Below are 13,465 nucleotides of genomic sequence, written 5' to 3'. Positions count from 1 at the left end.
CCATCATTTAATTCTGGAGGGTCAACCTATGCATGCAAAACAGATCAAGTCCGGCCTCGCCGTGGCCATGTCCGTGCTGACGGCTGCAGCGCTCGCAGCCTGCGGAGGAGGCGAGAGCGGCAGCGGCGCCTCGCCTTCCTCGTCCACATCCCCTTCGCCGTCCGCTTCGGCAAGCGCTTCCGCGAAGTCGTCGGAGACGGCCCCCGCCGCCAAGCCGGTGACGCTGTCCGTCATTATGCACGCCGACTGGGCCAAAGGCGGACCTTGGGAAAAAATCATGAAGGGCTACGAGGAGAAAAGCGGCAACAAGGTCGATCTGCAGATCGTGTCCGACAACTTCGAGCAGATGGTGCTGACCAAGATCGCGACCGAGGACATCCCCGACGTACTCTTTTTCTTCAGCCAGAGCAGCGCCATCAAGAAGCTCAATCCGGAAAAAAACCTCGTCGATTTGTCGGGTGAATCTTATATTTCGCGGATCAATCCGACCATTTTGAAATATTACCTGCAGGACGGCGGCAAGGTGTACGGCATTCCGACGAGCGGGATGAACGTGTCGGGCGTCCTCTATAACAAAAAAGTATTTTCCGACCTCGGCCTGTCCGTACCCCGCACGTACGACGAGCTGCTCGCAGACGCCGAGAAGATCAAGGCCGCGGGTATCACCCCCTTTTACGAGGCGGGGAAGGACGGCTGGCCGCTCCAGGTATTCACCTTCAGCGGATTCGCCAATCTGCTCGCCAAGCAGCCCGATCTGATGGACAAGATCAACGCGCACCAGACGACGTTCGACCAGATCCCCGAGTTCGTGGATATGCTGCAGAAGCAGGCGGATCTCGTGAAAAAGGGCTATGCCAACAAAAATCTGTTCTCCGGCACGTACGACCTGTCGCTCGACGAGCTGGCCACCGGCAAGTCGGCCATGGTCATCAACGCGGACTGGGCGCTGCCCACGCTGCTGGCCAAGTATCCGGATGCGCCGGTCGGCATGTTCCCGCAGCCGTTCGAAGCGGACAGCTACGTCGGCATCAGCGATCCGCAGGCGGCTTTTGCATTCAAAAACTCCAAGAACGTCGAGCAGGCCAAAGACCTGCTTGCCTATATCGCGGAGCCGGAAACGCTCAAAATGTATTATGACGCCGCCAAGACAATGCCGAGCTGGCTCGGCGTGGATGCCGCGTTGAACGGGGGCACGGCCGATCTGCAGCCGGTCGTCGAAGCCGGGCGCGCCGCGCCGTTCTTCAACGGACTGACGGCCGTGTCGGTCGGCGACTATACGAAGGAACTGCAGGCGCTCTACGGCGGCGACAAGACGGCGGCCGAAGTCGCCAAGGCGCTGCAGAAAAACATCGACACCGCCGCCAAGGCGGCGGGTCTCGCGGGCTGGTAAGCGGTTGGGCCCGGCCGGGTGCGCCGGCCGGGCAGGAGGGAGCTGACGCAACATGCACATCAAAAAAATGTACCCCTTGTGGCTGCTGCTGCCCGTGCTGGCCGTATACGGAGCGCTCTACATTTATCCGACGCTGTCGGGCTTCTATTATTCGCTGACGGACTGGAACATCTATAAAGAAAGCATCCGCTTCGTCGGCCTGCAGCAATACCGCGATCTGCTGGCGGCCGGGGACCTCGTCCACGCCGTCCGGCACACGCTCGTCTACGCCGCCATCGTCACCGTCTTCCAGAACGGGCTGGGCCTCGGCCTGGCCCTGATCCTGACGACCAGGGTGCCGGGCCGCAACGCGTTCCGCACGGTCTTTTTCCTGCCCTGCGTGCTCAGCACGCTCGTGATCGGGTATGTCTTCTCCGCCATCTACCGGCCGGAGGGGATCCTGAACGAGCTGCTGCGCTTCGTCGGTCTCGGGTTCGCGACGACGGACTGGCTGGGCAACGCCGACGTTGCGCTTTACGCCATCTCCGTCGCCAACGTCTGGCAGTATGCAGGCTTCGCGATGGCGATCTACATCGCCGGCATCCTGGTCATTCCCAAGGAGCTGATCGAAGCGTCGATCATCGACGGCAGCGGCTACCTGAAGCGCGTGCGCTACGTGATATTTCCGCTGCTCGCGCCCTCGTTCACCATTAACGTCATTCTGAGCCTGATCGGCTCGCTAAAAGTATTCGAGATCGTGTTCGCGCTGACGAGCGGCGGTCCGGGCGATGCCACGGAGGTCGTCAACACGTATATCTTCGATCGATTCTCGGACGGCTTGTACGCTTACGGTACGGCGGCCAACGTCTGCCTGTTCCTCGTCATCGCCGTCATCTCCTTCTACGCGCTGCATCTGCTGCGCCGAAGGGAGGTTCAGCTATGAGGATGAGCGGCGCGCTGACCGCGCTCAGGCTGGTCCTGTTGCTGGCGCTCAGCCTCATTGTCGTCGTGCCGCTGCTGTTCATCTTGCTCAGCGCGGTCAAGGACGCACAGCAGGCGGCGCTTATGCGGCTCGAACTGCCCGATGCCTGGCATTGGAGCAACTTCAAGATTGTATTCGAGCAGGGCCGGATGCTGCGGGGACTGACCAACAGCGCGATCGTCACGACCGGCTCCGTCGTATTGTCTATCTCCATAGGCGTCATGGGTGCGTTTATCGCGGCCCGGCGGTCCGGAAGGCTGATCGCGGTCATTTATACGCTGTTCCTGGCGGGACTGATCGCGCCGCCCTCGATCATCCCGACCGTCAAGCTGATGCAGTCGCTGCAGCTGAACAATCAATTTCTGGGCGTCATCCTGCTGTACGCGGCGCTGCAAACGCCGTTCATTTTGCTCATGATGACCGGCTTCGTCAAGGCAATCCCGCGCGAGATCGACGAGTCCGCCTTCGTCGACGGGGCGAGGGGGTTCGGCCTTTTCATACGGATCATACTGCCTTTGCTGCTGCCCTCGATTACGACGGCGACCGTATTCGTTTTTCTAGGCGTCTGGAACGACTTTCAATGGCCGCTCTACCTGCTCGGCAGCTCCGACATGTGGACGATCCCGATGTCCGTCTACATGTTCAAGTCGAAGTTCGGCACGGACTGGAATTACGTCTTCGCCGACCTGCTGATCGCGATGGCCCCCGTGCTGCTCGTGTACGCCGTCGGTCAAAGGTTCATCATCGAGGAGATGACGGCCGGCGCGATCAAGGGATGAGGATCGGAAACTGCGAGAAAAGGGCTGCGAGACTGGCGAGGAATGGCGGCTCGCGACCGGGAAGAAGGGAAGACGACAATGGAAACGTTCGCTTTTGAACGTGCCGAGCCCGTCTGGCTGTCGGGGCTCGAAGACACGATGAATGTGACGGCAGGCTTCAGAGCCCGCGTCGCCGCGCCTGTTGGGAGAGGGGCGCGGCTGCGGATCGCCGCCGCGTCGATCTACCGCTGCTATGCGAACGGGCGGTTCGTCGGCCACGGTCCGGCGGCCGCGCCTCACGGGTATTGCCGCGTCGACGAATGGGCGCTTCCCGGAGACGGGGCGGAGGAAGAGACGATCATCGCGATCGAGGTCGCCGGCTATAACGTAAACAGCTTCTATACGCTGGCGGAGCCCTCGTTCCTGCAGGCGGAGCTGCTGACATCGGACGGTCGCCCGCTCTGCTGGACGGGAGCGGACGACGAGCGGGGCTTCGAGGCCGGCGAGCTGCGGGAGCGGCTGCGCCGGACGCAGCGGTACAGCTTCCAGCGAGCCTTCACGGAGGCATACCGGCTGGAGGCGGACGCGGCGGACTGGCGATTCTCGGCATCCGCCGTCCCGGGTGCAAGGGCGGACTGGGCTCGCGTATCAGGCCGGCTGTCGCTGCCCAGGGGCGTACCGCTGCCGGCTTTTCCAACGCTGCAGCCGCTCTTCATATGCGAATCCGGCGCCGTGGCGCATCGCCTGCCATCCGACGGCTACCGCAAGGACCGCTCGCTGACGGGCGTCGGTCCGCTTTATCTCGGCTATCCCGAGGCCGAGCTGGAGACCGTCCCGTCGCTGCTGCTGCAGGAGACCGTCACGACCGGCCGGCGCGCCTGCGATCGGCCTTATCTGCCGGACGCTGCGCTGAGGATCGAAGCGCGAAGCTACCGCATCGTGGACTTCGGCCGCGTCGTCGCAGGCTTCATTCAGGCCGAGGTCGTCTGCGCGGAATCGGCGCGATTGTATCTGCTGTTCGACGAGGTGCTGAGCGGCGGCGAGGTCGACTTCCTGCGGCTCGATGCCGTCAATGCCGTCGCCTACAAGCTGGGACCGGGCGTCCACAGCCTGGAGACGATGGAACCGTACTCGCTCCGCTATCTGAAGCTGCTCGTATGGGAGGGGACGGCCGATATCCGCGGCATCGGCGTCCGGGAATACGTGTGCGGCGATGCCGTCCGGGGCTCGTTCGCCAGCAGCGATCCGGCGCTCGACGCGATCGTCGCGGCGGGCATCGAGACCTACAGGCAGAATGCGGTCGACATCTTTATGGACTGCCCGTCGCGCGAGCGCGCGGGATGGCTGTGCGACAGCTTTTTCATGGCGCGCACGGCGGCGGCGCTGAGCGGCACGACGTTATATGAACGATTGTTTCTGGAAAATTACGCGCTGCCGGAACGCTTCGCCCATCTCCCCGAAGGAATGGTGCCGATGTGTTATCCGGCAGACCACTTCGACGGCAATTTTATTCCGAACTGGGGGCTGTGGTTCGTCCTTCAATTGGACGAATACGACGCGCGCAGCGGCGATGCGGACATGCTGGCGCGTCTGAGGCCGCGCGTCGAGTCGTTGATGCGGTACTTCGAGCCCTTCCGCAACGGAGACGGACTGCTGGAGCGGCTGGACGGCTGGATCTTCGTCGACTGGTCGCCGGCGCGCGAGTGGGTGCAGGATGTCAGCTATCCGACCAACATGCTGTATGCGGCAGCGCTTGAGGCGGCGGGCCGGCTGTACGGCTTCGACGACTGGCTGCGGCAGGCCGAAGCGGTGAGGACCGCGGTGCGGTCCCAATCTTTTACGGGCGAATACTTCGCGGATCATGCCGTGCGGACCGCGGATGGCTTGCGGATCGAGACCGGCCACGTGTCGGAGGCGTGCCAGTACTACGCCTTCTGCTTCGGCATCGCGGAGCCGGATACGTACCCTGAGCTGTGGCGCAAGCTTGTGGACCGTCTTGGACCGCGCCGCCGCTGCATCGGGAGCGGCCGTGCGCCGGGCGTCGCGCCGACGAACCAGCTCATCGGCAACATGCTGCGCCTCGAGGCGCTATCCGCCGCGGGCCGGGCCGACGTCATCGCGGCCGAGCTGCCCGACCTGCTGGGCGAGATGGCGAGGGTGACCGGCACGCTGTGGGAGCAGGACGAGCCGATCGCCAGCTGCAGCCACGGCTTCGTCAGTCATGTCGTCCATGTGGCGTATCGAGACCTGCTCGGCTTCCGCCGCGTCGACCCGCTGCGCCGGACGGTGGTGCTTCGTCCCGGGGCGTCGGGGTTGTCGTCCTGCGCGGGCATGCTGCCTGCCGGCGGCGACCTGCTGGCGATGTCCTGGCGCTATGCCGACGGGAAGCTGCACATCGAGACGGACATCCCGGACGATTATGAGGTCGCGCTTGAGATTGAAGGGCCTTACGCATGGCAACGGAAGGAGCAGCCGGGATGACGGAGGAACAAGCATGGCGCAGTCCGGAGCGATCCGGCATGCAGGTCGTCTGCTATGGCGGGGAAAAACGCTTCTGGGCGATTGAATATACGGGCGGCATCGAAACGGGCTGGACGTTCGGCAGTCCCGCGTTCGAGCTGGAAGGGCGGATGGTGTCCGGCGCGCTCGCCTCGCTCGCGGAGACTGCGCCGCGCCGGACGCTTACATGCGGCGTGACCGAATACCGGGTGGGCGGACCGCTGCGCGACGCGCCGGGTACCGACCTGCATTGGATCGTGCGCGTGGCGGACGGCGGCAATCCGGTCGTCCGCTTCCGTTATGAGCTGGCATCGCGGGACGGCGCGCGTTTGACGAAGCGGACCGGCAGCGACCGGCTGCGCTACGTCTCGGCTTCCCTCGACGGCTGCGACCTTACGGTCGAGCGGCGGTTGTCCGAATTCGTGGAACCGGTACACAGCTATTGCCTGACCGAGCGCCAGGTGGACGAGCTGCATTTCAGGCGGGAAGAGACGTTGATGGGGCCGATGCTGACCGCGGGAGACGGGAGCCGCCGGCTGCTGCTTGCCTACGAACACGGATCCCAGTACCCGGACGCCTTCATTCAGTACCGGCTCCGGCCGGACCGGACGGTCGAGCTGGAGGCGGTCAAGGGCAATTATCTGGACGGCAGCGCCCCGACGCTGGAGCGGCCCTATCGAACGGTATGGATGCAAGCGGCTGCGATCGAGGGAGACGATGACGCGCTCGCTTCGCATTACCGCCGCTTCGCCCTGCGCCATTGGTCGGAAAACGCGGAGAGCCGCAGGCCCTATATTTTCTATAACACTTGGAACTATCAAGAGCGAGTCCGCAACGAGCAGGGCGGCAAGTATCTGGATCCGATGCGCCTTGAGCGGACGCTGCTCGATATCGACGCCGCGCACGAGCTGGGCGTGGAAGTATACGTCCTCGATACGGGCTGGTACGGCCGGACCGGCGACTGGCGAGCGGATCCGCAGCGCTTCCCCGACGATCTGCGCGAGGTCAGGGCGCGGCTTGACGGCTACGGCATGAAGCTCGGGCTGTGGTTCAACCCGACGGTGGCCGCGCTCGGCAGCGAGATGCTCGCCGCCCATCGGGACTGCGTCATGTCGGAGGAAGGCCGGGAGGCAGAGCCGGCCGAGGTGTGGGAGACGGAGGCGAGCGTGCCGCTTTGCCTCGCGAGCCGGTATGCGGACGCGTTCGCCGGGGAGCTGATCCGGCTGGCCCGGGATTACGGCGTCCGGTATTTTAAATGGGACGCGATCGCGCAGTACGGCTGCGACGCGCCCGGGCACGATCACGGCGATGCGGGACATAGCCGCCTGGAACGGCGGGAGAGCTACGCGTTCCAGCAGGTGCAGGCCATGGCGCGCATTGTCGATCGGCTGTGCGCGGCGTGCCCGCAGGCGATCGTCGACTTCGACGTGACCGAGGGAGGCCGCGCGATGGGATTGGCATTTCTGGGTTCCGGCAAGTATTTTCTGGTGAACAACGGTCCGTATTACTTTAATTACGATGTGCCGATCGACCGGGAGCGGGACAACTGGAACCTGTTTTTTCATCCCGGTCCCGCGCGAGGCTGGATCTGCCGCCGTCCGCTCGCCTACGATCGCTGGCTGCCGTCGACGCTGTTCCTCGCGCATTATTTGCCGGATGCGCCGCGGGACAACCAGCTGCTCTCCCTTGCCTCGCTCATGCTCGGCCATAACGGCTTATGGGGCGATTTGCCGGCGCTGTCGCGAGCGGACCGCGATTTTATACGCGGGACGCTTGACCGCTACAAGCAAGTACGGGACGATATTGCCGACAGCGATCCGGTGCGGGAGGGCGAGATAGGCGGTGCGGCGGAAGTGCACGAAAAATTGTCCGCGATGAACGGCCGCGGTCTCGTCGCGCTTTTCTCCGCGACGCCCGGAAAATATACTTACGCTACCAAGGGCAAGCCGGCGCTGCCGGTCTGGCACTCCGAGGGGGTCACCCTCGCGTGGGACGCGTCCGGCCGCGCGGTCATCGAGGCCGAATTTTCCTCGTCCTCCGCGGCGATCGTCTTGTTCGGCGCGCAGTAGCGCCTTCCCCCGGATAAACTGCAAAAAAACAGCCTCTCAACCTAAGCGCGCCCGAGCAAACGAGTTCCGTTCGCTCGGACGCGACTTCAGGCAAGGGGCTGTTTTCGCTTTGCGCGAATTCAGGCGACGGGGCCGTGCGCCGCGCAAGGTTCAAGACCGGCGCGGAGCGCCGTCCAAATATTTCTCCGTCAACACCGTAAGCAATTCGATGCCGACCTGATTGTGCCCGCCTTCGGGCAGGATCAGGTCGGCATACTTCTTCGACGGCTCGATGAACGCCTCGTGCATCGGCTTGACCGTCTCCATATATTGGCGGTACACCGACTGGATCGTCCGCCCGCGCTCCTCGATGTCGCGCACGACCCGCCGCAGGATGCGCACGTCTGGATCCGTGTCGACGAACACCTTGATGTCGAGCAGCTCCCGCAGCTTTTCCTCGTACAGCACGTGAAGTCCTTCGAGAATGACGATCGGATTGGGGAGCAGCGCCTCCCGCTCGTCGGCGGACCTGCCGTAGAAGCCAAAGTCGTATACCGGCGCATAGGCCGTGCGTCCCGTCTTCAGCATGCCCAGATGCTCGACGAGCAGGTCGTTGTCGAACATGAGCGGATGATCGTAATTCATCCTGGCGCGCTCTTCCATGCTCAAATGCGGATAGTCCATATAGTAGCTGTCCTGCGAAATAAACGTGACTTTGCCGGCGCCAAGACGCTCGATGACGGAACGCGCGACCGTCGTCTTGCCGGAGCCCGTGCCTCCGGCGATGCCGATAATCAGCATGGTTCGATCAACCTTCCCGCTTGCCCGTATTGAAGGGCTTTCTCGATGCCAGTATTGTAGCACAGGCCGGCGGCTCGCCGCAGCATGCCGTCCCGCGCCATCCATGCGTCCCGCGCATCCACGCGTCCCGCGCCATCCATGCGTCCCGCGCATCCACGCGTCCCGCGCCATCCATGCGTCCCGCGCATCCATGCGTCCCGCGCATCCATGCGTCCCGCGCCATCCATGCGCCCCGTGCCATCCATCCGTCCCGTGCCATCCCGGGCCCTCTCATGCAAAGTAGGTCTTTTCGCAGGTGAGTATCATCCTATATACTTAGAAATAGATTGTCGACGGAGGTCGGAAAAATAGGATTTGCCATTCCTTTTGAAAACGCTGTCGTATGCTAGACTGAAAATAGCAATATTAGGCTTTATCTACAAGTTCATCTACCATAAATGGGCCCATGACGCTGAACAGCCCGGGAAGGACATCCCATGACAGAGCTCCATGGCACCTATTATACGCCTCTGGTCGTTTTGTCGGTGCTCATATCCGTATTGTCCTCCTACTGCTCCCTGCTCGTTTACGAGCGCGTGTTGACATTGCGGGGAGGGTACCGCAATTTATGGATGCTGCTCGGCTCGACAGCCATGGGCTTCGGGATATGGTCCATGCATTTTATCGGCATGCTCGCGTATCATCTTCCCGTTAACATTCATTACCATGCGGGATGGCTGGTCGTCTCCATACTACTGCCCGTATTGGCGGTGTACGCGGCCTTCCGGATGATGTCCCGCAATCTGGCGAGCCATCTCTCCATGGCGATCGGCAGCTTCTGGCTCTGCGTCGCCATCGTCGGCATGCATTACAGCGGCATGGCCGCGATTCGAATGCCCTATAACCAGCGCTACGACTGGCTGCTGGTCGCGGCATCGGTCGGCATCGCGTTCGCCGTGTCCTTTGCCGCGCTCAAGCTGTCCCACGCCAACCAGCGGAAGGGACGGGCCGCGGGCCAAGGCGCCAAGATGCTGCTCGCCCTCTTGCTCGGCGCGGCGATCGCGGGCATGCACTACACCGGGATGGCGGCCGTCTCGTTCGCGGGAACGGAGGCCGAGGCGATGCACGCACGCGAGACGACGGAACGGATGCAGGCGGGAAACGCTTTGCTGGCCGCCATTATAGGTGGCTCGATGCTCTTTATCCTCGCGCTCGTCATGGCGAGCCAGATTTTGGACAAGCGGCTTGCCCTGCGGATCGCCGACTCCAACAAGCGCAGATACGATTCGATTTTCGAGCATCATCCCGATATGGTCTGCTTGTACGATCCGAGCGGGCGCATCCTCAGGGCGAATCCCGCCGCGGAGCGGATCATGGGGTATTCCGCGTCGGAGCTGCCAAGCAGATTCCACAACGATATGGTCAATCCCGACGAGTTAGCGCAGCTCGAGACTTGCTTCATGGCCGCGCTTCGCGGCGAATCGGGCACGGTCGAAGTGACGGTTCGCCATAAGGAGGGGCATCTGCTTTATCTGAGCTGCACGATGGTGCCATGGGTGGAGAACGGGCGCGTGCAGGACGTCTATACGATATCCAAGGATATTACGAGCAGCGTCATGACGGAGCGCGCGCTGCTCGGCGCCAAGCGTGATGCGGAGGAGGCGCTGCGGGTCAAGAGCGACTTTCTCGCCGTGATGAGCCACGAGATCCGCACGCCGCTTAACGGCGTGATCGGCATGAGCGCGATTCTGCTCGAGACCGAGCTCAGCGAGGAGCAGCACGAGTTCGTGCAGGTGATCCATGGCAGCGGCGCGCTGCTGCTGTCGACGATCAATGACGTGCTGGATTACTCCAAGCTCGAGGCCGGCAAGATGCAGCTGTCGATCGCGCCGTTCAGCTTGAAGGGGCTCGTGCGGGATACGGCGATGCTTTTTCAGACCCAGTGCAAGCAAAAGGGGCTCCAGCTCTCTTGCGCGGTCGCGGACGATCTGACCGACGCGGTGCTCGGAGACGAGCAACGCATCTGCCAGGTGCTGATCAACCTGGTCGGCAATGCGGTGAAGTTCACGAACAAGGGCGCGATCGAGGTGGCCGTTCATCCATCAGGGTGCGGGGGAGCGGAGGCTGCTCGACGCGTGCGCTTCGAGGTTCGGGATACGGGTATCGGCATTCCGGAAGACGAGCTTGAGCATCTGTTCCAGCCTTTCTACCAGGCGAAGAACGGCCTCGCCAAGCGACATGAGGGGACGGGCCTGGGGCTCGCGATCTGCAAGGATCTCGTGGAAATGATGGACGGGACGATCTCCGTGACGTCGGTCGTGGGAGAGGGAACGCGCTTCGTCTTCGAGCTGCCGCTGGAGGCGGCTTCGTTCAAAGGGCCGGATGCCTAAAAAAGGCTCGCCGCGCGCGGCGGATCGTCGAAACGCTTAAATAAGCGGAATAATAAGGCCCTCCTTCCGGAATAATGAAGGAAAACTTGCGGTTTCAGGACCGCAAGGGAGGGCTGATTATGGGCGGTCACCGAAAACGGACGATATGGCACGCGCTGCAGCCCGTTACCGGGGCGAAGCTGCTCGCGGGCTTGCGCGGCTCGTTCGACGGCATGGCGGACTTCGAGGCGGTACGCCTGGGAGAAGCGGCGTCGGGCGAGCTTTATTTGTGCTATTTGTCTACGCTGGTCGGATCGGAGCATCTCTTGTTCTCGCTGGACCCGTCATTCGATCAGGCGGACGCGTCTCTCGTGGAGCGGTATGTTGGCACCAAGTTCGCGGAGGGCGACCTGGCTGCCTGCGTGGAGGCGCTATGCCGCGGAGGCACCGTCCTGTGCACGACGGCGTCGGCGTCCGGCATTCTATTGGAGACCGCGGACTGGCAGCAGCGCAACGTCGGCCAGCCGCTGACCGAAAACGTGATCCAGGGTCCGATGTACGCGTTCAACGAATCGTACCGCACCAACGTCGCCCTGCTGCGTCAGCGCATGCGATCGCCGAAGCTCAAGCTGTGGGAAACGACGATCGGACGCGAGACATCTACGCGGGCGGGCGTTTTTTACATGCAGGGCCTGGCTGACCCGGGTCTCGTGGACCGCGTCATAGACCGATTCGCCCGGATCGATGCCGACGGCATTCAGGATACGGGCCAGCTGCTGCGCCTGCTCGGCGGCAAGTCCCTGCTGTTCCCGCTCGCCGTGACGACGGAGCGACCGGACCGGGTGGCCGGCGCGCTGATTGACGGAAAGATCGCGATCGTGCTCGACGGCACGCCGCTGGCCATCGTAGCGCCCGGGGCCTTCACCGATTTTTGGGCGGCGGCGGAGGACCGGTATTTAATGCCGTTTATCGCCTTGTTTTTACGGATGCTCCGTTTTATGGCGTTAATGACCAATCTGTTTTTGCCGGGCTTCTACGTGGCGATCACGTCCGTCAACATCGACGTGAATCGGCTGGAGATCAGTCTGGCTGCCGCGGGAAGCCGGGAAGGCGTGCCGTATCCGGTGCTTGTGGAGACGCTGCTCATCCTCTTCCTGCTGGATTGCATCGTAGAGGCCGGCGTCCGTCTGCCGCGAACGATCGGCGCCACCGTCACGATGGTCGGCGGCGTCGTGCTCGGACAGGCGATCATTCAGGCCAACATCGTCAGCAATTTGCTCGTGATCGTCGCGGCAACGACGGCGCTGACGAACTTCATCGTCGTAGACTACCAGATGGGCCTGGTCCTCCGCGTGCTGAAGTATTTCGTGCTGCTCGGCGCCGGCGTGCTCGGTATCCTGGGTCTCGTTCTCTGCTTCGCGATTCTGGTCGTTTTTCTGTCCCGCCTGGAGTCGTTCGGCGTTTCCTACCTTTCCCCGGCCGGGCCTCGTGCCCGCGTGTATACGAGAACGTGGCTCTCGTGGTTCAAAAGTCCGGTACGGTCGAGGGAACGGCGGGGATGAACGATACGAATTCGGCGGTGCGGTTGTCCGACACCCAATACTTCATCATGCAGCTGGCGGTATTTGGCGCGACGTCCTATTTTCTGTATCCGTATCTGATTCTGCATACCGACGGGGGCAGCTACTGGATGCCGATCGTGACTGGACTGCTGGCGGGCATCCTCGGTGCCAGGCTGTTCTCCGGCCTTATGGCGCAATATCCCGGACTCGACGCATTTGCCGCCGTAAAACGCGTGCTAGGCTGGCCGGGGCTGCTGCTTTTCGCGATTCCGTACGGCTGGTACATCTGGCGGGCCATGACGATGATCGCCCGCGCGCATGCCGAGATCGTGTCGATGACGATTCTGCATACGACGCCGCTCTGGATCCTGCATTGCACCGTACCGATCGCAATGCTGCTAGCCGCGGGAGGGGTGGCCTCCATCGTGCGGGCAGCAGCCGTATTCGTCACGGTCGGCATTCCCGTGACGATTGGAATCACGCTGCTCGGGTTCAGCGACCTCGACTTAGCGCTGCACGAGCCTTGGCGGCCGACCGACCTGTCGTACCTGGGCAGCCAATCGTTTTTTAAATCTTCGTTCGTTTGGGTCGGCTTCCTGTACTTGTGCTCTTGCGGCCAATATGCGCGAATCCCGGGCAGGCTCTGGCGCCCTTACGCGGCGGCAGCCTTTTGCTTTTTGCCGGTGATCGCCGCCGCGATCTATTTCCCAGTCCTGACGTTCGGCGTCGGATTCGCCAAGGCGTTGACCTTTCCTTTCCTCTCCAAGATGGACTCCGTCAGCCATTACTGGCTGGTGGTCGAGAACCTGACGGCCGTGTTCCTCTCGGCGGTCATCCTGCTCGTCATCCTGACGCTCAGCCTGATGATGCATAGCCTGGTCGCCGCGCTTCGGGCGCTGATGCCGTTTCTGTCAGCCCGCTTCGCATATGCCGCCGTCGGCGCAAGCACTTATATTTCAGCACAGCTCATTCCTTCGTGGGGATGGATCGAGAAAGGGATCTGGGCCGATACGCCCGTTCGGATTTACCTCGTGCTGTTTCCTCCCGTCGTATGGCTGTGGCGCCGTCTGGCGAGCGGAAGGCGGCAAAGCGCATGAG

10 protein-coding genes are annotated in these 13,465 nt (G+C 62.7%); 8 read left to right on the top strand and 2 right to left on the bottom strand.

Going from position 1 to position 13,465, the window contains the following annotated elements:
* Window positions 1-28: 28 nt before the first annotated feature.
* The 5 genes from KB449_RS27065 (at window position 29) to KB449_RS27045 (ending at window position 7,677) form a co-directional block, all read left to right on the top strand.
* On the top strand, window positions 29-1,390 hold the full coding sequence (locus KB449_RS27065; RefSeq protein WP_282911343.1) for an ABC transporter substrate-binding protein: 1,362 nt from the start codon (window positions 29-31) through the stop codon (window positions 1,388-1,390).
* 52 nt (window positions 1,391-1,442) lie between these two features.
* Window positions 1,443-2,312: a carbohydrate ABC transporter permease gene (locus KB449_RS27060; protein ID WP_282911342.1), complete on the top strand. Its 870-nt coding sequence runs from the start codon at window positions 1,443-1,445 to the stop codon at window positions 2,310-2,312.
* Complete coding sequence (locus KB449_RS27055) at window positions 2,309-3,130, top strand: carbohydrate ABC transporter permease (RefSeq protein WP_282911341.1); 822 nt, start codon at window positions 2,309-2,311, stop codon at window positions 3,128-3,130. The genes KB449_RS27060 and KB449_RS27055 overlap by 4 nt, the downstream gene beginning before the upstream one ends.
* 78 nt (window positions 3,131-3,208) lie before the next feature.
* The gene (locus tag KB449_RS27050) at window positions 3,209-5,590 is read left to right on the top strand and encodes an alpha-L-rhamnosidase-related protein (RefSeq protein WP_282911340.1); all 2,382 of its coding nucleotides are present in this window, start codon (window positions 3,209-3,211) and stop codon (window positions 5,588-5,590) included.
* Entirely contained in the window at window positions 5,587-7,677 is a 2,091-nt protein-coding gene (locus tag KB449_RS27045) for an alpha-galactosidase (RefSeq protein WP_282911339.1), read from the top strand. The genes KB449_RS27050 and KB449_RS27045 overlap by 4 nt, the downstream gene beginning before the upstream one ends.
* A 150-nt stretch (window positions 7,678-7,827) precedes the next feature.
* On the opposite strand, the gene udk is transcribed toward KB449_RS27045, so the two are convergent.
* Complete coding sequence (udk, locus tag KB449_RS27040; RefSeq protein ID WP_282911338.1) at window positions 7,828-8,457, bottom strand: uridine kinase; 630 nt, start codon at window positions 8,455-8,457, stop codon at window positions 7,828-7,830.
* Complete coding sequence (locus KB449_RS27035) at window positions 8,451-8,702, bottom strand: hypothetical protein (RefSeq protein WP_282911337.1); 252 nt, start codon at window positions 8,700-8,702, stop codon at window positions 8,451-8,453. The genes udk and KB449_RS27035 overlap by 7 nt, the downstream gene beginning before the upstream one ends.
* 231 nt (window positions 8,703-8,933) lie before the next feature.
* Here KB449_RS27035 and KB449_RS27030 point away from each other — a divergent pair, with 231 nt between their 5' ends.
* The 3 genes from KB449_RS27030 (at window position 8,934) to KB449_RS27020 (ending at window position 13,464) form a co-directional block, all read left to right on the top strand.
* Window positions 8,934-10,826, top strand: coding sequence for a sensor histidine kinase (locus KB449_RS27030; protein ID WP_282911336.1), 1,893 nt, complete (start codon window positions 8,934-8,936; stop codon window positions 10,824-10,826).
* A 119-nt stretch (window positions 10,827-10,945) separates the two neighbouring features.
* Window positions 10,946-12,367 (top strand): spore germination protein, encoded by a 1,422-nt coding sequence (locus tag KB449_RS27025; protein WP_282911335.1) that lies wholly within the window; start codon window positions 10,946-10,948, stop codon window positions 12,365-12,367.
* Window positions 12,325-13,464, top strand: coding sequence for a GerAB/ArcD/ProY family transporter (locus KB449_RS27020; RefSeq protein WP_282911334.1), 1,140 nt, complete (start codon window positions 12,325-12,327; stop codon window positions 13,462-13,464). The genes KB449_RS27025 and KB449_RS27020 overlap by 43 nt, the downstream gene beginning before the upstream one ends.
* Window position 13,465 lies beyond the last annotated feature (1 nt).

It is taken from the genome of Cohnella hashimotonis (assembly GCF_030014955.1).
Classification (GTDB): Bacteria; Bacillota; Bacilli; order Paenibacillales; family Paenibacillaceae; genus Cohnella; species Cohnella hashimotonis.
This window is presented reverse-complemented; position numbering and strand designations above follow the sequence as displayed.

Bases quoted from the DNA above. Each gene is read 5' to 3' on its own strand.
- KB449_RS27065 (WP_282911343.1), top strand. From the start codon at position 29: ATGCATGCAAAACAGATCAAGTCCGGCCTCGCCGTGGCCATGTCCGTG.
- KB449_RS27060 (WP_282911342.1), top strand. From the start codon at position 1,443: ATGCACATCAAAAAAATGTACCCCTTGTGGCTGCTGCTGCCCGTGCTG.
- KB449_RS27055 (WP_282911341.1), top strand. From the start codon at position 2,309: ATGAGGATGAGCGGCGCGCTGACCGCGCTCAGGCTGGTCCTGTTGCTG.
- KB449_RS27050 (WP_282911340.1), top strand. From the start codon at position 3,209: ATGGAAACGTTCGCTTTTGAACGTGCCGAGCCCGTCTGGCTGTCGGGG.
- KB449_RS27045 (WP_282911339.1), top strand. From the start codon at position 5,587: ATGACGGAGGAACAAGCATGGCGCAGTCCGGAGCGATCCGGCATGCAG.
- udk (WP_282911338.1), bottom strand. From the start codon at position 8,457: ATGCTGATTATCGGCATCGCCGGAGGCACGGGCTCCGGCAAGACGACG.
- KB449_RS27035 (WP_282911337.1), bottom strand. From the start codon at position 8,702: ATGGATGGCACGGGGCGCATGGATGGCGCGGGACGCATGGATGCGCGG.
- KB449_RS27030 (WP_282911336.1), top strand. From the start codon at position 8,934: ATGACAGAGCTCCATGGCACCTATTATACGCCTCTGGTCGTTTTGTCG.
- KB449_RS27025 (WP_282911335.1), top strand. From the start codon at position 10,946: ATGGGCGGTCACCGAAAACGGACGATATGGCACGCGCTGCAGCCCGTT.